This window comes from Halomonas huangheensis (genome assembly GCF_001431725.1).
GTDB classification, from domain to species: Bacteria; Pseudomonadota; Gammaproteobacteria; order Pseudomonadales; family Halomonadaceae; genus Halomonas; species Halomonas huangheensis.
Map to the genome: position 1 here is coordinate 500,368 of NZ_CP013106.1, position 23,917 is coordinate 524,284.

Annotated in this window: 21 protein-coding genes and 1 rRNA gene; 17 read left to right on the forward strand and 5 right to left on the reverse strand. The window is 58.2% G+C overall.

Annotated features, from left to right (window positions below):
• Positions 1-33 precede the first annotated feature (33 nt).
• The 7 genes from lspA to AR456_RS02410 all read left to right on the forward strand — a co-directional run bounded on the left by lspA (position 34) and on the right by AR456_RS02410 (position 4,230).
• The gene (gene lspA, locus AR456_RS02380; RefSeq protein WP_236995531.1) at positions 34-519 is read left to right on the forward strand and encodes a signal peptidase II; all 486 of its coding nucleotides are present in this window, start codon (positions 34-36) and stop codon (positions 517-519) included.
• 104 nt (positions 520-623) lie between these two features.
• A complete protein-coding gene (gene fkpB / locus AR456_RS02385; RefSeq protein ID WP_021819738.1) occupies positions 624-1,070 on the forward strand; it encodes an FKBP-type peptidyl-prolyl cis-trans isomerase in 447 nt (148 codons plus the stop codon).
• Positions 1,071-1,215: 145 nt separating this feature from the next.
• A complete protein-coding gene (gene ispH / locus AR456_RS02390; RefSeq protein WP_021819739.1) occupies positions 1,216-2,169 on the forward strand; it encodes a 4-hydroxy-3-methylbut-2-enyl diphosphate reductase in 954 nt (317 codons plus the stop codon).
• Between the two features lie 193 nt (positions 2,170-2,362).
• The gene (locus tag AR456_RS02395; RefSeq protein WP_051995768.1) at positions 2,363-2,797 is read left to right on the forward strand and encodes a type IV pilin protein; all 435 of its coding nucleotides are present in this window, start codon (positions 2,363-2,365) and stop codon (positions 2,795-2,797) included.
• On the forward strand, positions 2,784-3,197 hold the full coding sequence (pilV, locus tag AR456_RS02400; RefSeq protein WP_081694688.1) for a type IV pilus modification protein PilV: 414 nt from the start codon (positions 2,784-2,786) through the stop codon (positions 3,195-3,197). Before AR456_RS02395 ends, pilV begins: the two co-directional genes overlap by 14 nt.
• Positions 3,197-3,727 carry a PilW family protein gene (locus tag AR456_RS02405; protein ID WP_021819742.1) on the forward strand — a complete coding sequence of 177 codons (531 nt, stop codon included), beginning with the start codon at positions 3,197-3,199 and terminating at the stop codon, positions 3,725-3,727. Before pilV ends, AR456_RS02405 begins: the two co-directional genes overlap by 1 nt.
• Positions 3,724-4,230: a pilus assembly PilX family protein gene (locus AR456_RS02410; RefSeq protein WP_155829315.1), complete on the forward strand. Its 507-nt coding sequence runs from the start codon at positions 3,724-3,726 to the stop codon at positions 4,228-4,230. Before AR456_RS02405 ends, AR456_RS02410 begins: the two co-directional genes overlap by 4 nt.
• Before the next feature lie 5 nt (positions 4,231-4,235).
• On the opposite strand, the gene AR456_RS02415 is transcribed toward AR456_RS02410, so the two are convergent.
• Entirely contained in the window at positions 4,236-4,766 is a 531-nt protein-coding gene (locus AR456_RS02415; protein ID WP_021819744.1) for a GspH/FimT family protein, read from the reverse strand.
• Positions 4,767-4,893: 127 nt separating this feature from the next.
• Between AR456_RS02415 and thiO the strand changes: the two genes are divergently transcribed.
• Complete coding sequence (gene thiO, locus AR456_RS02420) at positions 4,894-5,988, forward strand: glycine oxidase ThiO (RefSeq protein WP_021819745.1); 1,095 nt, start codon at positions 4,894-4,896, stop codon at positions 5,986-5,988.
• A gap of 61 nt (positions 5,989-6,049) precedes the next feature.
• Here thiO and AR456_RS02425 read toward each other — a convergent pair whose 3' ends face one another.
• Entirely contained in the window at positions 6,050-6,313 is a 264-nt protein-coding gene (locus AR456_RS02425) for a PP0621 family protein (RefSeq protein WP_021819746.1), read from the reverse strand.
• Between the two features lie 143 nt (positions 6,314-6,456).
• On the opposite strand from AR456_RS02425, the gene AR456_RS02430 reads away from it, so the two are divergent.
• Complete coding sequence (locus AR456_RS02430) at positions 6,457-8,088, forward strand: NAD+ synthase (RefSeq protein WP_021819747.1); 1,632 nt, start codon at positions 6,457-6,459, stop codon at positions 8,086-8,088.
• Positions 8,089-8,166: 78 nt separating this feature from the next.
• Here AR456_RS02430 and AR456_RS02435 read toward each other — a convergent pair whose 3' ends face one another.
• Positions 8,167-8,982, reverse strand: a complete 816-nt coding sequence (locus AR456_RS02435; RefSeq protein WP_021819748.1) for an outer membrane protein assembly factor BamD — start codon at positions 8,980-8,982, stop codon at positions 8,167-8,169.
• Positions 8,983-9,140: 158 nt separating this feature from the next.
• On the opposite strand from AR456_RS02435, the gene rluD reads away from it, so the two are divergent.
• The 3 genes from rluD (at position 9,141) to clpB (ending at position 13,747) form a co-directional block, all read left to right on the forward strand.
• Positions 9,141-10,100, forward strand: a complete 960-nt coding sequence (gene rluD / locus AR456_RS02440) for a 23S rRNA pseudouridine(1911/1915/1917) synthase RluD (protein WP_021819749.1) — start codon at positions 9,141-9,143, stop codon at positions 10,098-10,100.
• Positions 10,097-10,852 (forward strand): peptidoglycan editing factor PgeF, encoded by a 756-nt coding sequence (gene pgeF / locus AR456_RS02445; RefSeq protein ID WP_021819750.1) that lies wholly within the window; start codon positions 10,097-10,099, stop codon positions 10,850-10,852. Before rluD ends, pgeF begins: the two co-directional genes overlap by 4 nt.
• A 306-nt stretch (positions 10,853-11,158) precedes the next feature.
• Positions 11,159-13,747, forward strand: a complete 2,589-nt coding sequence (gene clpB, locus AR456_RS02450; RefSeq protein WP_021819752.1) for an ATP-dependent chaperone ClpB — start codon at positions 11,159-11,161, stop codon at positions 13,745-13,747.
• A gap of 252 nt (positions 13,748-13,999) precedes the next feature.
• On the opposite strand, the gene AR456_RS02455 is transcribed toward clpB, so the two are convergent.
• Complete coding sequence (locus AR456_RS02455) at positions 14,000-15,379, reverse strand: sugar porter family MFS transporter (protein ID WP_021819753.1); 1,380 nt, start codon at positions 15,377-15,379, stop codon at positions 14,000-14,002.
• A 664-nt stretch (positions 15,380-16,043) separates the two neighbouring features.
• On the opposite strand from AR456_RS02455, the gene AR456_RS02460 reads away from it, so the two are divergent.
• Complete coding sequence (locus tag AR456_RS02460; RefSeq protein ID WP_031208283.1) at positions 16,044-17,768, forward strand: acetolactate synthase 3 large subunit; 1,725 nt, start codon at positions 16,044-16,046, stop codon at positions 17,766-17,768.
• Complete coding sequence (gene ilvN / locus AR456_RS02465) at positions 17,768-18,259, forward strand: acetolactate synthase small subunit (RefSeq protein WP_021819755.1); 492 nt, start codon at positions 17,768-17,770, stop codon at positions 18,257-18,259. Before AR456_RS02460 ends, ilvN begins: the two co-directional genes overlap by 1 nt.
• 120 nt (positions 18,260-18,379) lie before the next feature.
• On the opposite strand, the gene ilvY is transcribed toward ilvN, so the two are convergent.
• Positions 18,380-19,267, reverse strand: coding sequence for an HTH-type transcriptional activator IlvY (ilvY, locus tag AR456_RS02470; RefSeq protein ID WP_021819756.1), 888 nt, complete (start codon positions 19,265-19,267; stop codon positions 18,380-18,382).
• A gap of 246 nt (positions 19,268-19,513) precedes the next feature.
• Between ilvY and ilvC the strand changes: the two genes are divergently transcribed.
• From ilvC to AR456_RS02485, 3 genes are all read left to right on the forward strand, one after another.
• A complete protein-coding gene (ilvC, locus tag AR456_RS02475) occupies positions 19,514-20,530 on the forward strand; it encodes a ketol-acid reductoisomerase (protein WP_021819757.1) in 1,017 nt (338 codons plus the stop codon).
• A 217-nt stretch (positions 20,531-20,747) separates the two neighbouring features.
• Entirely contained in the window at positions 20,748-21,581 is an 834-nt protein-coding gene (gene pssA / locus AR456_RS02480) for a CDP-diacylglycerol--serine O-phosphatidyltransferase (RefSeq protein ID WP_021819758.1), read from the forward strand.
• Between the two features lie 686 nt (positions 21,582-22,267).
• Positions 22,268-23,807: ribosomal RNA gene (locus AR456_RS02485) — 16S ribosomal RNA — on the forward strand.
• Positions 23,808-23,917: the final 110 nt, after the last annotated feature.

Below are 23,917 nucleotides of genomic sequence, written 5' to 3' on the forward strand. Positions count from 1 at the left end.
GCTCAAGCTCATATGTCTGCTCAAGTGGAACCGATGCGCAGGCCACTGCTGTGGTGGCTACTGGTGATTGTCTGGATCGCGCTCGATCTGGCCACCAAGGCACTGGCCAGCAGTAGTCTGACCTATGCCACGCCGGTGGAGGTCCTGCCGTTCTTCAACCTGACGCTGCTGCACAACACCGGTGCCGCCTTCAGCTTCCTTGCCGACCACCCCGGCTGGCAGCGTTGGTTGTTTGCCGCCATTGCGGTGGGCGCCACCATTGCTCTGACTGTATGGATGACGCGCCTCAAGCGTGACGAGAAGGTGCTGGGCGCTTGCCTGGCACTGATCATCGGCGGTGCGCTGGGCAATCTGTATGATCGCTTGGTCCACGGTTATGTGGTCGATTTCCTGTCGTTCCATGCGGCAGGCTGGTACTACCCGGCCTTCAACGTCGCCGACATCGGCATCACGGTCGGTGCCATCGGCCTGATCTGGGAGTCGATCTTTGGTGAGCGTCGCCGCGCGCGGCGTGGTTGATCATACTGACGAGCTACGAGCCGGTTGTGTTCGCTCCCGGTGAACAGACGCACTTCCCACATTTATGTGGGTCGGATGAAGACCCCGAATATCTGGAGAGCGCCATGAGCGACTACCGCATCGATGAGGGCATGGAAGTTACCCTGCATTTTACCCTCAAGCTGGAAGACGGCACCGTGGTCGACTCGACCCATGACAAGGCACCGGCTACCTTCCAATTGGGAGATGGCAACCTGCCACCCGGTTTCGAGCATCCGCTCAAGGGACTGACGGATGGCGACAGCGGAGTCTTCGAGGTCTCGCCGGAGCATGCCTTCGGCCAGCATAATCCGCAGAACGTTCAGCGCATGAAGGCTGAGGTGTTCAAGGATGAGCAGCCGGAGATCGGTACTGTGATGTCATTCGCCGATGCCAATGGCGATGAACTTCCCGGTGTGATCATTGAAATCGAAGACGACATGGTCGAGGTAGACTTCAATCATCCGCTGGCTGGGCGTACCCTGACTTTTGAGGTTGAGGTGTTGGACGTCAAACCTGCCACCACTCATTGAGACAGGGCCAGGCAAGGTTCCAACACGAATGACTCAGGGGCATGACAGGCTGGAACGGTGCTGGTTTCTGTACCGTTCCCGCCTTCCGTTCCTCCAGTCTTCTGTACAACGAAGGCGCTGAGACTGGCGCCGAGGCAAGCAGACCATGCAAATCAAGTTGGCCAATCCGCGCGGTTTCTGCGCTGGTGTTGACCGCGCCATCGAGATCGTCAATCGTGCCCTCGATGTTTTCGGGCCGCCGATCTACGTTCGTCATGAAGTGGTGCACAACCGCTTTGTCGTCGACTCACTGCGTGAGCGTGGCGCGATCTTCGTCGAGGAACTGCATGAAGTCCCCGATGATGTGATCGTGATCTTCTCGGCCCACGGCGTGTCTCGCGCTGTCCAGTTGGAAGCCGAGCAACGCGGTCTCAAGGTCTTCGATGCTACCTGTCCATTGGTGACCAAGGTGCATATGGAAGTGCTGCGCTATGCCCGACGAGGCCACGAGTGCATTCTGATCGGGCATGAGGGGCACCCCGAGGTGGAAGGCACCATGGGGCGCTATGACACCTCTCACGGCGGTCAGATCTATCTGGTCGAGGACGAGGACGACGTGGCTCGCCTCCAGGTGAAGGATCCTTCGCGACTGGCTTTTGTGACCCAGACCACACTATCGATGGATGATACCGCCAGGGTCATAGATGCGCTGCGTTCGACCTTCCCCGAGATTCAAGGTCCGCGCAAGGACGACATCTGCTACGCCACCCAGAACCGTCAGGACGCTGTACGCGAGCTGGCGTCGGGTTGTGAGCTGGTGCTGGTGGTTGGTAGCCCGAACAGTTCCAACTCCAATCGGCTACGAGAGCTTTCCGAGCGTGTCGGGACACCGGCCTGGTTGATCGACAATGCTGATCAGATTGATCCCGCCTGGCTGAAAGGAGTAACCGCCATTGGTGTCACTGCTGGCGCCAGTGCGCCAGAAGTGCTGGTGCGTGGGGTTATCGAGCGCCTGCAGTCGTTGGGTGCGAAGGTACCCGAGGAGCTTGCCGGACGTGAGGAAACCATTACCTTCTCGATGCCGCGAGAATTGCGTGAGCGAGTCATCGCTACCGACTGAGTTCGCAAGATCCAATAGTGTTCTCCACGCATCGCCGCTTCCCGGGAAGCGGCGATGCTGTTTATGCGCTTGCGCCGACTCTGCGTCGTAAATTTGCCGCTCCGATAGACTTGCCTTCCGATCTGCCCTTTCTGCGCCAGGCTGAAGAGACTCCAACGCAATGGAGCCTATCGACTGTTGTCAGGAGAGGATCATGGGGCAATGGATAGCCCGGGCTGATCTCCAACCTCCCATGCCCGGAAGCGTTTCGCCATCGGCAAGACAGCGCGGCTTTACACTGATTGAGCTGATGGTCTGCGTGGGGATTCTTGCGGTGCTCGCCGCGCTGACGTATCCCCGTTACAGCCAGCATCTTGCGACGGCTCGAGTGACGGAAGCGCGTGCAGCGCTGGGCGATATTGCCAGTCAGCTTGAGCGCTGCTATTCGCGTTACCTGCGTTATGATGCACCCCAATGTGAACCTGGTACCACAGACGTAGAACGAGGAAGCTACCGACTGCAGCGGGATATCAAGGCAGGCCATTATCGGCTGACCGCGACGGCGATTGCTGATGGCACAGTGCCTGCTGGTTGTACCCTCCTGAGTCTCGATCAAGCTGGGTTGCGAGTTCCTGATGAGTGCTGGTAACCAGCGTATGGCAGGCTTCACTCTGGTCGAGACCCTGGTGGCATTGCTGGTGTTGGCGATCGGGCTGTTGGGGGTCGCGGCAATGCAGATCAAGGCGACACAGAGTGCTCAGTTGGCTGCCCAGACTGGCATGGCGAATATTGCGGCTCAGGACGCTCGTGAGCGTCTTTGGGCTGCACGGGTGCGTGGCGACAATCCGTCCTGCCCGACACCCGCAGCGGTCAACGGCAGTGATTGGCAACACCGCTGGCAACCCTTTCTTCCTGAACTCAATGCCAGCCCGGTCTCGGCACTGGGGGATTGCCGTTTTGTCATTGAGGTGCGTTGGCGAGATAGGCGCCTTGATCCGTATCTGACCCGGCTGGAATATCGTGTGCGTCTGCCGCAGGAGTTGCCCTGATGTTCCGCTGGCGTGGCGTTGTCAGGCGTGAGGGCGTGATGGGGCCTCGCCACCAGCGTGGCCTCAGTCTGGTGGAGCTGATGGTGGCAATGTTGATCGGCAGTATGGTGATGCTTGCTGCGACTCGGGTCATGCACAACGTTCTGCAGTCGGATCAACACATGCGTCAGTTGTCGGAGCGTCAGGCTGTGATCAGCTATGCACTGGATATCATGGCTGCTCGTTTGCGTAGTGGCAGTGCCACCGCGGAGTCATTCGTGCTGCGTGACAGTTATCTCGATAGCCGCTATTCCGATGACCGCTATCTCGGCAGCAGTCGTTCAGATGGTCGTTGCACACTCCATGACAACGAAGGCCACCAGCCGTTGATCGATGGTTTGATCAGCGCAGGGGAGTGTGGCGATGAGCGGGTCATCGACACGCAGGGCGACGGGATATATCGGCTGCACCTGAAGTTGGCTGACTTCCCTGCCCCCTTGATGATGTGGGTTGTGGACCGTCGACATTGGTCGGATGGCAGCACACCATGATGAGACATCCGAAACTCCAGTCGGGAGTTACCTTACCGGTTGTGCTTGGTATGCTGACGATTGCTTCAGTCATGGCGCTGAGCGCCATGCAGTCGGCACTGGTCGATGAGCGTCTGGCGGGTAACCTCGTGGCGATGGCTCGAGCCCAGATGGCTGCAGAAGAAGGTGCTGCCGAGCGGCTTGTCGTTGGTCCTGAAAGGTCGGACGCGCCGGATTGCGAAGTTGTTGAGCAGGCTCTGGAGGAAGGGGATGGCCCCTTGGTCGAGTCCAGTCAGGTGATCATTGGCGAGCTGCCATTGGTTGGCTATTACTCCGGGAGTTGCTGGTGGCAGGGCGGCGTTGGGCAATGGGTGTTGGGCTGGGTAGGCAATGGTGATCGACTGGTGGCTCGCCATCTGATTCTGCTGTTGCCCGAGCCCGAGCCTGCGATGGCTTCCTCGACGACGACACCCTCATCATCCTCACCATCGATGGTATGGTTGGATGGTGGTGCTGGCCATTGATCTGGTCAGGCATGATCAGGGCTTTGCGAGCACCTTGATCTACTGGCCGGTTGCTCACGTATTCGACCGAAGTTGCTTAACACCAGTACTCTTCCCCGGCCGTTGTCCGCGCAGATCACGAAGGTGCCGTTGTGGCCGCTGGCGCGTCCAGTGGGTTGAAAGCGTACGGCACGATCATCGTTACGAAAACGGATGGTGGTGGTCCGAGCGGCGGGGAAGCGATGAAGAATGTCGGCGGACTGAGTGTCGCGCAGGATCAAGGGGGCGCTCCAGTCGTTGTCGCATTGGCGGCCATCGTGGCTTGGGCAGAGGATGACGGTATGTTGTGTCATGATCGCGGTCGAGCGAGCCAGTGTCAGAGCCTGACGCAGTTGCTGAGTATCGCTGATGATATCCTGCTTGATTGTCAGGTGGCGCCCGGCAGGAAGTGCCGTGGTGATCAGCACAGCGACGATGGCCAGTACCAGCAGCACTTCCAGTAGGGTTGTGCCGCGCTGATGGCGCTGAAGGCAAGTGCTGCTGCTGGCGTGTTGCATGACCTTGTATGGTGGTAGCCGAGGCAGTGGTGGCGTCAACAGTCATAACGCCAATAGCAATAACATTAATTTTCATGATAGTGGATGACGCATCCGCTGATGCGCTATCTGCATTCGGGGGCACAATTTGAGTGAATTTGTCGTCGTTGGTGGTGGTGTCATCGGCCTGATGACCACGTTGCAACTGGCTGATGCTGGTCATCAGGTCACGGTCATCGAACGTGGTGTCTGCGGGCGAGAATCCTCCTGGGCGGGCGGTGGTATCGTCTCGCCGCTGTATCCCTGGCGCTACAGTGCGGCGGTGTCCCGCCTGGCCTCCTGGTCTGAAGGAGCCTATCCGGAGCTGGCCTACCGATTGCTGGAAGAAACGCGCATTGACCCGGAATATCGCCAGAAGGGTCTGCTCTATTTGCGCGTCGATGATGAGGAGCGCGCGTTGCAGTGGGCGCGCCAGGTTGGCAAGCCACTATCGCGCGTCGGCTCCGAGGTGATTTATGCCAAGGAGCCCGCTGCCTGCCCAGGTGTCGATCAGGCACTGTGGATGCCGACCCTCGGTAGTATTCGCAATCCGCGGTTGATGCAGGCCTTGCGTGCACGCCTGGACAACATGCCAGGCGTGTCGATTCTCGAAGGCTGTGACGTAACTGCCATGGTGAGTGAACGCCAGCGTGTCGTGGCGATTGAAACGTCGCAGGGGAGGGTCGCAGCGGATCAAGTAGTGATCTGTGGTGGGGCCTGGAGCGCGCAGCTACTGGAAATGGCTGGGGTACAACTCCCGGTACGGCCGGTGAAGGGACAGATGTTGCTGTTCAAGGCTCGCCCCGGATTGGTCGAGCGTGTGGTGTTGATGGATGGGCGTTATGTTATCCCGCGTGCCGATGGTCGCGTGTTGGCGGGGTCAACGCTCGAGGAAGCCGGGTTCGACAAGCAGACTGATGATCAGGCGCGCGAGTCGCTGAGAGCCAGCGCCTGCGCGATCATTCCTGCTCTGGCGGACTACGAGATCGAGCATCACTGGGCAGGGTTGCGCCCGGGGTCGCCGGATGGGGTGCCGTTCATCGGACGTGCGCCAGGCTGGGACAACCTGCATGTCAATGCCGGCCAGTATCGTAACGGTCTGGTGTTGGCACCGGCATCCACGCGTCTGTTGGTTGATCTGCTGCTGGATCGCCCAACGATCATCGACCCCGCCCCCTATTCTCTGGAAGGGCGAGTTTGTTGAAGGGCACGTCGTTTGCGGGGCGTGTCACTTCTGTCCGCTGAGGTGATCGGCTCGGCGGCGATCAGTCGTCGCCGGCCTCTGATTGCTCGTCGATATACTTGTCGCGATGATCGCCACAGCAGAACCATTCGCCTCGGGCACGCATGGCTTCCTGCTCGGGAACATGGACCTTGCACCAGGCGCAGCGCACCATGCTGCCGCCGTCATGGGAGCTGAGCTTTTCCTTGTCATGCTCCAGTTTCCACTGGCGATACATGCGATAGAGGCGCAGCCCGGCAAATAGCACCACGGCGAAGATAATCAGGCGAATAATCAATAGGTTCATCCTTACTCCACAGGTGCGTGACACCGTTCATTGGCCGGTTGGCACAAAGGTATCATGCTTGTTGACGCTTCCCTTTGCCAGTGAGCAGTCCATGCGGGACAATGAGGGTTCTTCCTTCCGATTCTCGAGAGATTTCTCAGCCCATGCAAGACCTGACCCTGGTGATGGCGCAACTCGACCCATTGGTTGGCGACATCCCCGGTAATGCCGACCGGGCCATCGAAACGGTACGCGAGGCCTACCTCGAACATGGCGCCGATGTGGTTGTGCTGCCGGAACTCTTTCTGACGGGCTATCCGCCTGAAGACCTGCTGCTGCGGCCATCAATGGAAACACGCCTGCGCGACGCGCGTGCGCGGATGGCCGCCAAGGTGGTCAAGGACGTGATGGTTGTCGTCGGTTATCCGGGCCGCCGTGAAGGGCAGCTCTACAATATGGCCGGTGTGCTCTACAACGGCGAGTGGATTGCCGAGTATGCCAAGCAGGCGCTGCCCAACTATCAGGTGTTCGACGAGCAGCGTTACTTTGCTGCTGGAACTCAGCCGCTGGTTGTCGAACACAAGGGTGCGCGGCTCGGCATTCTGATCTGCGAGGACATATGGAAGGAGCAGCCGGTACGTCAGGCACGTGACGCCGGGGCTGATATCCTGGTGACGCTCAATGCTTCTCCCTACCATCAGAACAAGCCGTCCGAGCGCCTGCGTCTGCTCGAGGAGCGGGCGCGTGATGTGGCCTTGCCGATTGTCTACGTCAACCAGATCGGTGGCCAGGATGAACTGGTCTTCGATGGCGGCTCGTGCTGTGTCGATGCCCACGGCAAGCTGGCGGTGCAGGCCCCGCACTGGGATATCTGGCTGCGTCCGGTGCAGTTTATCCAGGAGCAGGGCCAATGGGTGCCCCGTGAAGGGGAAGTGGATCTCGATGTCAGCCCCGAAGAGGACCTCTACAGTGCGCTGGTGACCGGCCTGCGTGACTACGTCAACAAGAGCGGCTTCCAGGGCGTTGTGCTGGGGTTGTCCGGTGGGATCGATTCGGCGCTGTCGTTGGCGATTGCCGTGGATGCATTGGGACCACAACGCGTGCATGCGGTGATGATGCCCTATCATTATACAGCGGATATCTCACGCGCAGACGCTGCTGAGCAGGCAAAGCTGTTGGGCGTCAATTATGAGGTGCTGCCGATCGCACCGATGGTCGAGTCCTTCATGAACACGCTTGCCGAGAGCTTCGAGGGCACCGAGCGCGATACCACCGAAGAGAATCTGCAGTCTCGCTGCCGTGGCGTACTGTTGATGGCGCTGTCCAACAAGAAGGGGCTGATGGTGCTGACTACCGGCAACAAGAGTGAGATGGCGGTCGGTTACGCCACTCTCTATGGCGATATGGTCGGCGGTTACAATGCCATCAAGGATGTCTACAAGACCTGGGTGTACCGGCTCGCACGCTGGCGCAACACCGAGTCGCTGGTCATCCCGCAGCGGGTGATTGATCGTCCGCCGTCGGCAGAGCTGGCGCCGGATCAGCAGGATAGTGATTCACTGCCGGACTACGACACCCTCGATGCCATTCTGGTGCGTTACATTGAAGGCGATATGAGTGCCGAAGCGATCATCGAGGCAGGCTTCGCTGCAGAGGACGTCTACCGGGTGGTCAAACTGGTGGATCGCTGTGAATACAAGCGACGCCAGGCTCCGGTCGGTGTGCGTGTGACACAGCGTGGCTTTGGACGTGATCGTCGCTATCCGATCGTCAATGGCTGGCAGCCCGGCAACTGAGATTCATGGACGCGCGGGTAAAGAAAACCCCTGCAGGCACAAGCCTGCAGGGGTTTCTTGTCATTGGCGATGCCGCGATCAGGCGCTGATGGACCCGTCGACGTATTTCGGGTCGAAACGACGACCGTCGAGACGCTCGTTGTCGGGATCATTCTCGATCAGCACGCGCAGGGTCTCGCTGGCACGATCCTTCATGCCAAGTCCCATGTAGCCCTCAACCATCACCGCCAGTGCATCGCGGGTGGCTTCCGACTGCGGATAGTTCTCGATAACCCAGCGACCACGCTCGACAGCGGCCAGATAGGCCTTCTTGCGCAGGTAGAAGTCGGCGACATGCATCTCGTGCTCTGCCAGCAGGTTACGCAGATAGATGATGCGTTGACGGGCATCCGGTGCGTATTGGCTGTTGGGGTAGCGATTGATCAGGTCGGTGAAGTCGGAATAGGCATCACGCGTGGCACCGAGGTCGCGCTGCGAGATGTCGATGAGCTTCAGTGCTTCGAGGCTGAAGCGACCCGCCTGCCAGGCGGCGAGGCCGCGCATGTAGTAGGCATAGTCGACCTGCGAATGATTGGGGTGCAGGCGGATGAAGCGACTGGCAGCGGCGCGAGCGGCTTCCCAGTCATCGATCTGGTAGTAGGTATAGATCAGCTCGAGCTGCGCCTGTTCCGCGTAGTCCCCGAATGGGAAACGCGTATCAATGGCTTCAAGGCGGTTTTGTGCAGTAGTGTAGCTGCCGGTCTCGAGTGCTTCGCGGCCTTCCTCGTACAACTGGCGCTCCGCGACACCGTCATAGCGGTCTTCTTCAACGTCGTTACTGGCACAGCCGGCAAGAACGGCGCCCATCAGCACCAGGGCGCCCAGGCGAACAGCGGGAGAAGTGATAACGCGCATCTTGTTCCTCGTTTCAAACAACCCGGGTCGGCCGTGGTAGAATCGGCCGTGATCCGCCCACTATAAAGCACCTTGCGAGGAAACGCAGTCATCAGGGCTTGATGATGATGAGTTTTGCGTTGTGGTGCACCGTTTACAGGGGAGCTTTCCTCCGCATCATGTCTCAGCACCTCGAAGTTCAACAGCAGATTCCCATCGAGATGGCGGGCTTTCGTCTCGACCAGGCCGCCGCCGAATTGTTGGCCGATTATTCTCGTGAGCGCCTCAAGGGCTGGATCAAGGACGGCTCGCTGACCATTGATGGCAAGCATGCACGGCCCAAGGACAAGGTGCACGGCGGAGAACAACTGGTGCTACGCGCAGAAATCGCGGATGACACTCGCTTTCAGGCCGAGGATATTGCGCTCGATATCGTCCATGAGGACGACCATGTGCTGGTCATCAACAAGCCTCCCGGCCTGGTGGTGCATCCGGCTGCGGGCAATCCCGATGGCACGCTGCTCAATGCACTGCTGCATCATGTTGCCGATGCTGCCACGTTGCCACGTGCAGGCATTGTTCACCGGCTCGACAAGGACACCAGCGGTTTGATGGTGGTAGCCAAGACGCTGGTGGCACATGTGGATCTGGTCGCGCAGCTGCAGGCGCGAACCGTATCGCGTGAATACGATTCGGTGGTCGTGGGGCGTATGACCGCCGGTGGTACCGTTGACGCCCCCATCGGCCGTCATCCCAAGGACCGCAAACGTCAGGCGGTAACTGCTTCCGGCAAGCCTGCGATCACACATTATCGCGTGGTCGAGCGTTTCCGCGCGCATACCCATGTACGCTGCAAGCTGGAAACCGGTCGAACCCATCAGATTCGTGTGCATATGGCCCACCAACGCTTTCCGCTGATCGGTGACCCGGTCTATGGTGGACGCCTCAAGGTGCCCGCCGGTTCCAGCGATGTGCTCAAGGAAATCCTGCGTGAATTTCCGCGCCAGGCGCTACACGCCCGGCGTCTGGCGTTCATTCACCCTGCCACCGGCGAGAAAGTCAGCTTCCAATCGCCGCTACCGGACGACTTGTTGATGCTGATGGATTATCTGCGCGAGGACGTGGAGACCATGCGATGAGTGATGCACCGGAGCTACGCCCGACTCTGATTCGACCCGACTGGCCGGCGCCGGCGTCGGTGGGGGCTTTCGTCACCACGCGAGAGACTGGTCCGAGCCAGGGGGATTTCGCCGGCTTCAACTCTGCGTCGCATGTTGGGGACAATCCGGAGCATGTTGCTCTATGTCGCCGCCTGCTGCGCAAGGAAGTGGGTGATGAGCGTCCCCTACTGTGGCTCGATCAGGTGCACGGTGCCAGCGTGCAGCAGGAATGGAGCGATGCCGCGCCACAGGCGGACGCGTCGATGGCGACCAGCACTGACTATGGCTGCGTGGTGCTTACCGCCGATTGTCTGCCGGTGTTCTTCTGCGACAAGTCCGGTGAGCGTGTGGCAGTGGCCCATGCCGGCTGGAGGAGTCTGGCGGGCGGTGTCCTTGAGGCCACTGTAGCTGCCATGGGAGTGGCGCCTGAATCACTGCTGGCGTGGTTGGGTCCGGCCATTTCCAATGCCCAGTTCGAAGTGGGGCCGGAAGTGCGCGAGGCGTTTTGTGGGGTACACCCGGAAGCGGCCAGCGCCTTCGATCCCAGCCCCTACCGCCTTGGCCATCATATGGGCGATCTCTACAAGCTGGCACGGCTGCGTCTTGAACGGCTGGGCTTATCGCACATCAGTGGCGGGCACTTCTGTACCGTGTGCGAATCGCGTTTCTACTCCTTCCGTCGCGATGATGGTGTGACCGGACGCATGGCCAGTGTGATCTGGCTGCGCTAGTGCCACCTGTTGCGTAAGCCTGTTGCAGCATTGTCCGGCGGGTCTGGTCAGTAAAGAATGTTCAAATCGATAACGCCGCTGCCCGGTATTCCCGGCGGCGGCGTTGTTCGTTCAGTGTCACATTATCCCGCTATGCTGATGCTCAAGCTGCAACAGGACCTGGTCGACCAAGCCCTCCGGTTGGCGGTAGAAACGGGCAAGCTGGCCCTTGAAAGTCTGCTTGCTCACCGCCATATCATCTGTCAAGAAACATTGACAGGGTCAAGCGCCGCGTCCGATCGCGGTGCCATCCCGAAGGAGATAGCGATGCGATTCGACAAGTTTACTGCTCGCCTGCAACACGCTGTAGCGGACGCTCAGTCCCTCGCCGTAGGCCATGGACACAATCAACTTGAGCCTGCACATCTGCTGCTGGCGTTGCTGGATACTCGTGACACGGGCGTCAAGGCACTGGTCCAGAAGGCCGGTGGCGATGCCAATCGTCTGCGTGATGCCCTCGTCGGCCAGATTGATGATCTGCCGAAGGTCGGTCAGTTCGACGGCGAGGTCCAGCCGTCACGAGAGTTGATTAAACTGTTCAACCTTACCGACGCCGAAGCCCAGAAGCGTGGTGACCAGTTCATTGCCAGTGAACTGATCCTGCTGGCGGCGATCGGCATGAAACACCCGGTATCCAAGGCCTTGAGCGATGCCGGGCTGAGCCGAAAAACGCTGGAAACCACCATCGACAGCGTACGTGGTGGTCAGAATATTGACGATGCCAATGCCGAGGACAAGCGTGAGGCGCTGGACAAGTACACCCTCGATCTGACCCAGCGTGCTGCCGACGGCAAGCTCGATCCGGTGATTGGCCGCGATGACGAGATTCGCCGTACCATCCAGGTTCTGCAGCGTCGCACCAAGAATAACCCGGTGTTGATCGGTGAGCCCGGTGTCGGCAAGACCGCCATCGTCGAGGGTCTGGCCAGCCGCATCATCAATGGCGAGGTGCCGGAAGGGCTCAAGGATAAGCGCGTATTGTCGTTGGACATGGGGTCACTGCTGGCTGGCGCCAAGTTTCGCGGTGAGTTCGAGGAACGGCTCAAGTCGGTACTCAATGAGCTGGCTCAGGAAGAGGGCAGGGTAATCCTGTTCATCGATGAGCTGCATACCATGGTGGGTGCGGGAAAGGCCGAAGGGGCCATGGATGCGGGCAACATGCTCAAGCCTGCGCTGGCGCGTGGGGAGCTGCATTGTGTTGGTGCCACGACGCTCAATGAATATCGTCAATACATCGAGAAGGACGCGGCTCTGGAGCGTCGTTTCCAGAAGGTGTTGGTCGACGAGCCAAGTGAAGAGGACACCGTGGCTATTCTGCGTGGGCTCAAGGAGCGTTATGAAGTTCACCATGGGGTGGATATCACTGACGGAGCCATTATTGCCGCGGCAAAGCTTTCGACACGTTACATCACCGACCGCCAGTTGCCGGACAAGGCCATCGACCTGATTGATGAGGCTTCATCACGGATCCGTATGGAGCTGGACTCCAAGCCTGAGGAGATGGATCGTCTTGATCGTCGTCTGATTCAGCTCAAGATGGAGCGTGAACATCTCAAGAAGGAAACCGATGACGCTTCGCGCAAGCGTCTGGAAATGTTGGAAGAGCAGATCAGTGACCTGGAGCGTGAGTACGCCGACCTCGACGAGATATGGAAGGCGGAGAAGGCCAGTATTCAAGGGGCTGCGCAGTTCAAGGATGAGTTGGATCGCGCGCGCATCGATCTGGAGCAGGCGCGTCGCCAGGGCGACCTCGGGCGCATGTCCGAGCTGCAGTATGGGGTGATTCCGGAGCTGGAACGCAAGATTGCCGAAAGCGCCGATGTCGAAGAGGAGGCCTCAGCGGCTCCCCATCGCCTGCTGCGTTCGAATGTCACCGAGGAAGAAATCGCCGAAGTAGTGTCGCGCTGGACAGGCATTCCGGTGGCGAAGATGCTCGAAGGCGAGCGTGACAAGCTGCTGCGCATGGAAGAGGCACTGCATGAGCGGGTGATCGGCCAGGATGAGGCAGTCAATGCAGTGGCTAACGCAGTACGACGTTCACGGGCAGGGCTCGCCGATCCCAATCGGCCCAACGGTTCCTTCCTGTTCCTCGGCCCGACCGGTGTCGGCAAGACGGAGTTGTGCAAGTCACTGGCCAATTTCCTGTTCGACACCGAAGAGGCCATGGTGCGCATCGATATGTCGGAGTTCATGGAGAAGCACTCGGTGGCTCGATTGATCGGCGCGCCGCCAGGCTATGTCGGTTACGAGGAAGGTGGCTATCTGACCGAGGCCGTGCGCCGCAAGCCTTATTCCGTGCTGTTGCTTGATGAAGTCGAGAAGGCGCACCCGGATGTCTTCAACATTCTGTTGCAGGTGCTGGAGGATGGCCGGCTGACCGATGGTCAGGGACGCACGGTGGACTTCCGCAATACCGTGATCGTCATGACCTCTAACCTCGGTTCCGATGTCATTCAGCTCTACGGCGGCGATCAGGATGACTACGAGAACATGAAGAACTCGGTGATGGAGGTGGTCGGTACGCACTTCCGCCCCGAGCTGATCAACCGCATCGACGAAGTGGTGGTGTTCCATGCCTTGGGGCAGGAGCAGATCCAGGCGATTGCCGGTATTCAGATCGAGCGATTGCGGGCACGTCTGGCCGAGCACGATCTGGGGCTCGAGCTCAGTGATGAGGCCATGGCACAACTCGCGGTGGTGGGCTTCGACCCGGTCTATGGCGCTCGTCCGCTGAAACGAGCCATTCAGAGTCGTATGGAGAACCCGCTGGCCCAGGATCTATTGAGCGGAAGGTTCACGGCAGGGGATATCATCAAGGTGGATGTTGACGATGGCCATCTGGTGTTCAGCCACTAAGCTCATCAGCCACTAAGCCCAGGGTGCCCTCTGTCTGATGGGAGCGAGCGCTCAACACCCGGCTCGTCTCGGGTAACGAACGCTCGCTCTTTGTGCCTTCAGTGGTGAGGTATTCCAGTTTCATCACGGAGGCACGGCGTCATTCGCTGCGCCCGCTATACTGAAAGTCACAGGTTGCGTCCTGTGACCCCCCCTTGCCCGCCAGGCCCCCCAACCCGGCGGGTTTTTTATGGGTATTGCCTGACGGAGTGTTCAGGCTCGTGCGCGAGCTCCCGACAGATGGATTCGGCGCAGTTTAACGTTGTCACCTACCAGGTGCTTCTGCAGCTCCTCCAGCGAGACATTGCGGGTCTCTGGCATCAGGAAAAGCACGAAGATCAGTTGCAGCAGCATCATGATGGCGAAGAAGGCGAACACTGGACCACCGCTGAACGTCCCCAGTACCCAAGGCATCACCAGGGTAATCAGTGCCGCGAATACCCAGTGGATTGAGCTGCCGAAGGATTGGCCGCGAGCGCGGATATGGTTGGGGAATACCTCGGCAATGAACACCCAGATTACAGCCCCCTGACTGATCGCATGCGCGGCGATGAATAGTGCCAGCAGCAACGGCACTTCAAGACCACCCAGCGCATTGCTGAAGAAGGCACGCGAGATCAGTATCAGAGACAGCAGGTAGCCAGCAGAGCCGATGAACAGCAGCGTGCGCCGACCGAAACGGTCGATCAACGACATGCCGATCATGGTAAAGATCAGGTTGACCAGACCTATGCCCGCGGTGGACAACAGCGCGGCCTGGCTGCCCAGTTCCGCAGCCTCGAGCACGCGCGGGGCATAGTAGATGATGAAGTTGATGCCGGAGAGCTGGTTGAAGAAGGCGATCATGAAGGCGAGCAGAATCGGCAGCCGGTAGCGGCGAGAGAAGAAGCGTGCATTGGCAGCGCGCTCTTCGGTTTCGGAAGCACGAATGGTGGCAATTTCCGTATCGACATCGGTATCGGGGTTGATCATTCGTAGCACTCGACCGGCTTCCTCGACATTGTTGCGCTTGAGGATCAACCAGCGTGGGCTGCGGGGGACGCGGGTAATCATCAGCGTGTAGATCAACGCAGGAACGGCCTCGATGCCCAGCATCCAGCGCCAGGCGATACCGGTCTCCATCAGGCTACCGATGAAGTAGTTGGAGATGAAGGCCATAAGAATGCCGAAGACGATGTTGAACTGGTACATGGCGACCAGAAAACCGCGATGGCGCGGAGGGGCAATCTCGGAAATGTAGATCGGGGCTGCGACCGAGGAGATGCCTACACCGATACCACCGATCAGGCGGAAGAAGGCAAAGGTCCATGGATCGACGGCTACCGCGGAGCCGACCGCCGAGACCAGGTAAAGGATACCGATCAACAGCAAGGTTGTGCGTCGACCGAGGCGGTCAGTAGGCCAGTTGCCGAAGATAGCGCCGAGCACGGTTCCCCACAGGGCCATCGACATGACCAACAGGCCGTGTTGCAGGTCGCTGAGACCCCAGAGCATTTGAATGGGCTTGTCGGCCCCTGAAATTACTGCAGTATCGAAGCCGAACAGGAAGCCGGCCAGTGCCACGGTGATGGACCATTGCACGATGCGGGACATGGGTCTTTCCTCGCTGCTGCTTGTTGCTGTTGTGGTGTCGCAACCTGGGTTTCTGTTGATTAGGTGAATCGATTCACTTGCCGATGTCACTGATCTCGCAACAGTGCCGTCAGGAATTGGCCAGAAGGATGGTGCGGGTCGGGAAGTTGGCTGAATCGTGTCACTTGATCTATTACAGCAGGCCAGCAACGGAGATGCGACTTTCATGACTTAGACATTGGTCGAGTCGGTTATGTGTCGCGGGTCTCAAGGCAGTCGCAGATAGCAACCCCGGCGCCGGATATCCGGAATCCAGGCGCAAAAAAATTGCTCCTGAACTCCCCTTGTGCGTAACGGCGGTTGACAGTGCCTGGATGCTATTGGAATCTTGAGGGTTCCTGACTGCGGGCGCGGCATCGAAGGGCAACCCCCAATCGCCGCGTGAAGGGTAGGCTGAGTAGCCTCTACCCGCCGAAGGACTTCCAGGGTTCGGGCTAACCGCCCGACCTGGCCAACGCCCCGACGCGGTGACCCGCCGTGATGAGAGTGCAGGCCCGAACCGGGCCGACGGACGCCAGGGTTTGGCATTCAGGTGCCGGTGAGCCGGCAGCAGCATACTGCTGCACTCGACTTTGTACTTCGACGAGTACGAATCGCACTCGAGACCTCCAGGGGAGATACATCTGTGGAATTGCTTTCAGGCGCGGACATGATCGCCCGCTTCCTCCAGGATGAGGGCGTGGAATATATCTACGGCTATCCGGGCGGCGCTGCGCTACACATCTATGACGCCTTGTTTCGCCAGGACAAGGTCAAGCACATTCTGGTGCGGCATGAGCAGGCGGCGACGCATGCGGCCGATGGCTACGCACGGGCTTCCGGCAAGCCAGGCGTGGTGTTGGTAACTTCGGGGCCGGGGGCAACCAATGCGGTAACAGGAATTGCTACTGCCTACATGGACTCGATTCCGATGGTCGTGCTATGCGGCCAGGTCATGAGTCACCTGATTGGTGATGATGCCTTCCAGGAAACCGATATCGTCGGGGTTACACGACCGATCGTGAAGCACAGCTTCTCGATCCGGCATCCCAGCGAAATTCCCGAGACGTTGAAGAAGGCTTTCTACCTGGCAGCAACGGGCCGTCCCGGGCCGGTGGTGGTGGATATCCCCAAGGATATGACCGCTCCCACCGAGCGTTACGAATACATCTATCCGAAAAAGGTCAAGATTCGTTCGTACAACCCGGTGACACGGGGTCATACCGGCCAGATCAAGAAGGCGGTTGAGCTGATGCTCAAGGCACGTCGTCCGGTGTTCTATACCGGTGGCGGTGTCATCACTGGCTGTGCCAGCGAAGGATTGACCGACCTGGTCAAGCAATTGGGCTTCCCGATCACCACCACGCTGATGGGCATCGGTGCCTTTCCGCAAAGTGACAACCAGTGTCTGGGTTGGCTGGGGATGCACGGCTCCTATGAGTCGAACATGGTCATGCACCACGCCGACCTGGTGATCGCCATTGGTGCGCGCTTCGATGATCGAGTGACCAACAACACCTCGAAGTTCTGCCCGACGGCCAAGATCATTCACGTCGACGTCGATCCGAGCTCGATCTCCAAGACCGTGCGTGCGGATGTGCCCATTGTCGGACCGGCGGCAAGCGTGATCAATGAAATGATCAGCCTGGTACAGGGCCAGCAGCTCGCCAACCCGGAAGCGCTGAGCGACTGGTGGAAGAGTATCGAAGGCTGGCGCGATGAACGTCGCGGTAAGCTTTATGAGCCGTCAAAGGCTGGCGAGGTGCTCAAGCCCCAGGAAGTCATCGAGGCAGTGTGCCGTGTGACACGCGGTGAAGCCTACGTGACCACCGACGTTGGGCAGCACCAGATGTTCGCCGCTCAGTACTACAAGTTCGACAAGCCCAATCGCCTGATTACCTCTGGCGGCCTGGGCACCATGGGCTTTGGTTTCCCGGCGGCCATGGGCATCAAGCAGAACTTTCCGAATGAGGAAGTGGTGTGTTTCACCGGTGAAGGCAGCTTCCAGATGATGATGCAGGAGCTTTCCACCTGTAAGCAGTTTGGTGGTGGGGTCAAGATCATCAATCTGAACAACGCTTCGCTGGGGATGGTTCGTCAGTGGCAGGATCTCAACTACAAGTCGCGTCATGCGCACTCCTACATGGAGTCGCTGCCGGACTTCCAGAAGTTGATCGAGTCCTATGGGTTCACGGCGATCAAGGTCGAGGGCAAGGAGCAGTTGGAGGCGGCGCTGGAACGTACCTTCGCCGACACCAATGAGCTGGTGTTCCTCGATGTGATGGTGGACCCCCACGAGCACGTCTATCCGATGCAGGTGCCTCTCGGCTCCATGCGTGACATGCTGCTTTCCAAGACGGAGCGGACCTGATGCGACATATCATCTCGATTCTGATGGAAAACGAACCGGGTGCACTGTCGCGTGTGGTGGGCCTGTTCTCTCAGCGTAACTTCAACATCGAGACGTTGAACGTCGCGCCGACCGATGACCCGACACTGTCCCGACTGACCGTCACCACCATTGGCGATGACCGGGTGATCGAACAGATTACCAAGCATCTCAACAAGCTGATCGATGTGGTCAAACTGGTCGATCTGACTGAAGGCAATCATATCGAGCGTGAATTGATGCTGGTCAAGGTCAAGGCATTGGGAGCGGCTCGGGATGAGGTCAAGCGCACGGTGGACATCTTCCGTGCCCAGATCGTCGACGTCACGCCCAGCCTGTACACCGTGCAGATCACCGGCGATGCAAGCAAACTGGATGCCTTTCTTCAGGCGATGAGCCCGGTAGGTATTCTGGAAGTGGCGCGGACCGGTGTCTCGGGCATTGCCCGTGGTGACAAGGTGTTGAGCCTCTAGGCTACGAGCTACGAGCTACGAGCTACGAGCGTTAAAGAACCCCCGTTGAAGCAGAGCTTCAGCGGGGGTTCTCTTGTTCCTTCCTTCTTCCTTCTTCCTTCTTTCACCCGACCTCTTCTTTTAACGTTCTTCCACTTCCTGCCACAAGGCATCGAGCAAGGGGCTCTTCAGGCGCCGGTTGAGCACACAGAGGCCAACATCGTAGTAGGGCAGTTCCGGTTTGACTGACAGCACTCGCACACTATCGCGTAGTGGGCTGGCATCAAGCACGATGCGTGGTACCACGCCGATGCCGAAGCCAAGGCCAACCATGCTGACAATGGCCTCATGGCCAGCGACCTGGGCATAGATGGTCGGTGTCACTCCCAGCGCCTTGAACCAGGTATTGGCCAGTTCTCGCGATAACCCTGATTCGGAGAGGATCATTGGTACGTCTTGCCATTGCTCCTGAACTGGCGTCTGAGGTGTCGCTGGAACCCAGGTTTGACTAGTGTGTGGGGCAATAAACACCAGTGCAGAGCGAGTCAGTGACTTGAAGGCCAGGGCATCGGGCAGATGGCGTGGACGAGAGGTGATGGCCATATCCTCGTCACCTGACAGTACTCGCTGCATGGCGCTGGCGGGGTCGCCAGTATGCAGCTTGAGCTCGATACCCGAATGGCGTTGTCGGAAGTCGCTCAGCAGGCTGTAGAGAAAGCTGTAGCTGGCGGTGACCGAGCAGTAGATGCTGATTTCACCGCTTAGACGCTGAGCATCGCTCTGCATCGATAGGCGGATACTTTCCCACTGTTCCAATGCTTCTCGAGCATAGTTCTGGAAGCGTTTGCCTTGTGCGGTTAGTGCCACATGCCGATTGTCGCGGTCAAACAGCGCCACGCCGAGCTGTTCCTCAAGTTGGCGAATCGAGCGACTCAGCGTCGAAGCGCTGACATGGCAGGCCTCACTGGCGCGGCCGAAATGCAGGGTGTCCGCCAGGCTCAGAAAGTGATGAAGAGGGCGCATGTCCATGTGGAGTTCGCTGTGTTGCAGAATAAGAAATGTAGTATTGCAAATATAGCGTTTTACGCAACACTGGGCCTGGCGTAAGGTGGTGGCATCAACGAGCGGGGCCAGTTTCGGTACAGAGACGCTCGATCGTTAGCCCAGTGCCGCACAAGACGGCGCGGGTGGCCATCAACGCTGAATATCAAAGATCGAATCAAGAATATCGAATCTACTGGCCGCAAAAGCGGCATACGACTTCAGGAGTACCTCATGCGCGTCTATTACGATAAGGATTGTGACCTCCAGCTGATTCAGGGCAAGCAGGTGACTATCGTTGGTTACGGCTCTCAGGGCCATGCTCACGCCAACAACCTGAAGGAATCCGGTGTCAGCGTAACCGTAGCGCTGCGTCCGGGCTCATCTTCTGCCGCCAAGGCCGAAGCCGCTGGCCTGAAAGTGTCTTCTGTTGCTGAAGCCTGCAAGACCGCTGACGTGGTCATGGTGCTGGCGCCCGACGAGAATCAGAAGGCCATCTACGAAAACGAGATCGAGCCGAACCTGAAGGAAGGCGCGACTTTGGCTTTCGCTCACGGCTTCAACATCCACTACAACCAGGTGACGCCGCGCAAGGACCTGGATGTTGTGATGATCGCGCCCAAGGCGCCTGGCCATACTGTTCGCTCCGAGTTCACCCGTGGTGGCGGTATCCCGGATCTGATCGCCATCCATCAGGATGCAACAGGTCAGGCCAAGGAACTGTGTCTGTCATACGCTGCTGCTATCGGCGGTGGTCGTAGCGGCATCATCGAGACGACCTTCAAGGATGAGACCGAAACTGATCTGTTCGGTGAGCAAGCCGTACTGTGTGGTGGTGCAGTCGAGCTGGTCAAGGCGGGCTTCGAGACGCTGACCGAAGCGGGCTACGCTCCGGAAATGGCCTACTTCGAGTGCCTGCACGAGCTGAAGTTGATCGTCGACCTGATGTATGAAGGCGGCATCGCCAACATGAACTACTCCATTTCCAACAACGCGGAATATGGTGAGTACGTGACTGGCCCTGAAGTCATCAATGATGAGTCTCGTGCCGCGATGCGCAATGCACTCAAGCGCATCCAGCAGGGCGAGTACGCCAAGATGTTCATCAATGAAGGCAACTCCAACTATCCGTCGATGACCGCTCGTCGTCGCCTCAATGCCGAGCACCCGATCGAACAGGTGGGTGAGAAGCTGCGTGCGATGATGCCGTGGATCGCTGCCAACCAGCTGGTCGACAAGAGCAAGAACTGATCGTAGCTGTTGTTGGTGATGACAGAGGGCGCGGATTTTTCCGCGCCCTCTGTTTTTTTATCGGCAGTGCTGCAGAAAGTGCTTCTTGTGAGTGCTGCCATTGCTGGCCATGGTTCGTCATCGCCCAGGTTATGGATGGTGAACCATCAATCATCGTTGGCTGTCCCTGTTGTTGTGTAGAATGAAGGGTCTTATCAGCAGGCAATGGATGATTCAGATGAGTGACGATGCCAATAGTCGCGATAATGAGAGCAAGGACTCTGGCGATGAGGATCTCGCCAGTGCTTTCGTACGTGAGTCAGAGGTGATTGAGGAGGCGGTGGAGGATGGCCGAAAGGTCCGGCGCCGCGGTATCTACCTGTTGCCCAATCTTTTTACTACCTCGGCGTTGTTTTCGGGGTTCTATGCAGTGGTTTCCGCTCTCAACGGAGACTTTGCAGGTGCTTCTGTGGCGATATTCATCGCCATGGTATTGGATGGGCTTGATGGCCGAGTGGCACGTCTGACCAACACTCAGAGTGAGTTCGGTGCCGAGTACGACAGTCTGGCCGACATGATTTCGTTTGGTATGGCACCAGGGTTGGTGGCATTTACCTGGATTCTTCAGGACATCGGCAAGACGGGGTGGGTTGTAGCCTTCCTGTATGTTGCTTGCGCGGCATTGCGCCTGGCGCGTTTCAATGTGCAGATTGGTAGTGTCGACAAGAAGTGGTTTATCGGCTTACCCAGCCCTTCGGCAGCAGCGCTGGTGGCAGCCAGTGTATGGACCTTCCACAGCTTCGATGCCACGGAGCTTGGCTTCAAGCTACTTATGCTGCTGGTGGTTGCCGCGGCGGGCGTACTGATGGTCAGCAACATCCGCTACTACAGCTTCAAGGATGTTGACCTCAAGGGGCCGGTACCATTCGTTGTACTGCTGGCCATCGTGCTGGGCTTTGTGGTTATTTCCATCGAGCCTTCAGTGATGTTGCTGCTGCTGTTCGGTACTTATGTGGCTTCCGGACCGGTGATGGCGTTGATGCGCAAGATGAAGCCCGACAGCAAGTCCTGATCGGAACTCGATACTGCCTGCTGTTCGATGCCCGCCTTGTGCGGGCATCATTGTTTCGAGCTACGGACGCAAAAGGGAAGAGGGAAGAGGTGGTGTTCGCGGCTTTCGGAAGTTTCTGAAACTTTTTTACAGAAGCCTCTTGCAGACCTCGGTGCAAATCCGTAAAGTACGCATCCGCTGCTGGCGACGAGCAAACGTCGCAAGCGGTGAAGAGGGGTAGAAGTAGCTGATTTGAAAAGACTTTTTGAAAATCGCTGCTTGACATTCTCACCGGATTCGGTAGAATGCGCCTCCATCGAATCGGGATCACTCGGTCACATCGAGCGATCACGGATCGCACCTCGGGTTCGAGGCCTGGTTGTCCAGTGGGCATCAGGGCTGAACGGAAAAAAGAGGTTGACGAAATCCACCGGTTCTGTAGAATACGCCTTCCTCGCAGGGCACTTCGCTTCGGTCTTCAAGGTCAGCGAAGTAAGTCGCAAGACAGCGAGACGCTCCACTCTTCGAGAGTCCGGAGCCGCTCTTTAAAAAATTGATCAGGTAATTCATGTGGGCGCTTGCCGATGAGTCAGTGATGTAGTCACTGAAATATCAAGGCAAGCGACTCGTCAAAGGTCTTAGGATCTTTTTGAGAACGTTTGAACCTTGAGCCAGGTTTGGTGCAGCCAATGCACTATCAGATTTTTCAACTGAAGAGTTTGATCATGGCTCAGATTGAACGCTGGCGGCAGGCCTAACACATGCAAGTCGAGCGGAAACGATGGAAGCTTGCTTCCAGGCGTCGAGCGGCGGACGGGTGAGTAATGCATAGGAATCTGCCCGATAGTGGGGGATAACCTGGGGAAACTCAGGCTAATACCGCATACGTCCTACGGGAGAAAGCAGGGGATCTTCGGACCTTGCGCTATCGGATGAGCCTATGTCGGATTAGCTTGTTGGTGGGGTAATGGCCTACCAAGGCGACGATCCGTAGCTGGTCTGAGAGGATGATCAGCCACATCGGGACTGAGACACGGCCCGAACTCCTACGGGAGGCAGCAGTGGGGAATATTGGACAATGGGCGAAAGCCTGATCCAGCCATGCCGCGTGTGTGAAGAAGGCTTTCGGGTTGTAAAGCACTTTCAGTGAGGAAGAACGCCTCTGGATTAATACTCTGGAGGAAAGACATCACTCACAGAAGAAGCACCGGCTAACTCCGTGCCAGCAGCCGCGGTAATACGGAGGGTGCGAGCGTTAATCGGAATTACTGGGCGTAAAGCGCGCGTAGGTGGCTTGATAAGCCGGTTGTGAAAGCCCCGGGCTCAACCTGGGAACGGCATCCGGAACTGTCAGGCTAGAGTGCAGGAGAGGAAGGTAGAATTCCCGGTGTAGCGGTGAAATGCGTAGAGATCGGGAGGAATACCAGTGGCGAAGGCGGCCTTCTGGACTGACACTGACACTGAGGTGCGAAAGCGTGGGTAGCAAACAGGATTAGATACCCTGGTAGTCCACGCCGTAAACGATGTCGACTAGCCGTTGGGCTCCTTGAGAGCTTTGTGGCGCAGTTAACGCGATAAGTCGACCGCCTGGGGAGTACGGCCGCAAGGTTAAAACTCAAATGAATTGACGGGGGCCCGCACAAGCGGTGGAGCATGTGGTTTAATTCGATGCAACGCGAAGAACCTTACCTACCCTTGACATCGAGAGAACTTTCCAGAGATGGATTGGTGCCTTCGGGAACTCTCAGACAGGTGCTGCATGGCTGTCGTCAGCTCGTGTTGTGAAATGTTGGGTTAAGTCCCGTAACGAGCGCAACCCTTGTCCCTATTTGCCAGCGATTCGGTCGGGAACTCTAGGGAGACTGCCGGTGACAAACCGGAGGAAGGTGGGGACGACGTCAAGTCATCATGGCCCTTACGGGTAGGGCTACACACGTGCTACAATGGCCGGTACAAAGGGTTGCGAAGCCGCGAGGTGGAGCTAATCCCGAAAAGCCGGTCTCAGTCCGGATCGGAGTCTGCAACTCGACTCCGTGAAGTCGGAATCGCTAGTAATCGTGAATCAGAATGTCACGGTGAATACGTTCCCGGGCCTTGTACACACCGCCCGTCACACCATGGGAGTGGACTGCACCAGAAGTGGTTAGCTTAACCTTCGGGGGAGCGATCACCACGGTGTGGTTCATGACTGGGGTGAAGTCGTAACAAGGTAGCCGTAGGGGAACCTGCGGCTGGATCACCTCCTTAATCGACAAGTCACTGACTGTCGGTAAGTGCTCACAATGAATTACCTGATCAAGATAGAGCAATGACTGTTTGGGCATGAGCCCAACAGACTCAAAGGTCTGTAGCTTAGC

What these genes read in the sequence shown, in the direction of transcription:
- lspA (WP_236995531.1), top strand. Translation starts at nt 34, where the DNA reads ATGCGCAGGCCACTGCTGTGGTGGCTACTGGTGATTGTCTGGATCGCG.
- fkpB (WP_021819738.1), top strand. Translation starts at nt 624, where the DNA reads ATGAGCGACTACCGCATCGATGAGGGCATGGAAGTTACCCTGCATTTT.
- ispH (WP_021819739.1), top strand. Translation starts at nt 1,216, where the DNA reads ATGCAAATCAAGTTGGCCAATCCGCGCGGTTTCTGCGCTGGTGTTGAC.
- AR456_RS02395 (WP_051995768.1), top strand. Translation starts at nt 2,363, where the DNA reads ATGGGGCAATGGATAGCCCGGGCTGATCTCCAACCTCCCATGCCCGGA.
- pilV (WP_081694688.1), top strand. Translation starts at nt 2,784, where the DNA reads ATGAGTGCTGGTAACCAGCGTATGGCAGGCTTCACTCTGGTCGAGACC.
- AR456_RS02405 (WP_021819742.1), top strand. Translation starts at nt 3,197, where the DNA reads ATGTTCCGCTGGCGTGGCGTTGTCAGGCGTGAGGGCGTGATGGGGCCT.
- AR456_RS02410 (WP_155829315.1), top strand. Translation starts at nt 3,724, where the DNA reads ATGATGAGACATCCGAAACTCCAGTCGGGAGTTACCTTACCGGTTGTG.
- AR456_RS02415 (WP_021819744.1), bottom strand. Translation starts at nt 4,766, where the DNA reads ATGCAACACGCCAGCAGCAGCACTTGCCTTCAGCGCCATCAGCGCGGC.
- AR456_RS02425 (WP_021819746.1), bottom strand. Translation starts at nt 6,313, where the DNA reads ATGAACCTATTGATTATTCGCCTGATTATCTTCGCCGTGGTGCTATTT.
- AR456_RS02430 (WP_021819747.1), top strand. Translation starts at nt 6,457, where the DNA reads ATGCAAGACCTGACCCTGGTGATGGCGCAACTCGACCCATTGGTTGGC.
- AR456_RS02435 (WP_021819748.1), bottom strand. Translation starts at nt 8,982, where the DNA reads ATGCGCGTTATCACTTCTCCCGCTGTTCGCCTGGGCGCCCTGGTGCTG.
- rluD (WP_021819749.1), top strand. Translation starts at nt 9,141, where the DNA reads ATGTCTCAGCACCTCGAAGTTCAACAGCAGATTCCCATCGAGATGGCG.
- pgeF (WP_021819750.1), top strand. Translation starts at nt 10,097, where the DNA reads ATGAGTGATGCACCGGAGCTACGCCCGACTCTGATTCGACCCGACTGG.
- clpB (WP_021819752.1), top strand. Translation starts at nt 11,159, where the DNA reads ATGCGATTCGACAAGTTTACTGCTCGCCTGCAACACGCTGTAGCGGAC.
- AR456_RS02455 (WP_021819753.1), bottom strand. Translation starts at nt 15,379, where the DNA reads ATGTCCCGCATCGTGCAATGGTCCATCACCGTGGCACTGGCCGGCTTC.
- ilvN (WP_021819755.1), top strand. Translation starts at nt 17,768, where the DNA reads ATGCGACATATCATCTCGATTCTGATGGAAAACGAACCGGGTGCACTG.
- ilvY (WP_021819756.1), bottom strand. Translation starts at nt 19,267, where the DNA reads ATGGACATGCGCCCTCTTCATCACTTTCTGAGCCTGGCGGACACCCTG.
- ilvC (WP_021819757.1), top strand. Translation starts at nt 19,514, where the DNA reads ATGCGCGTCTATTACGATAAGGATTGTGACCTCCAGCTGATTCAGGGC.
- pssA (WP_021819758.1), top strand. Translation starts at nt 20,748, where the DNA reads ATGAGTGACGATGCCAATAGTCGCGATAATGAGAGCAAGGACTCTGGC.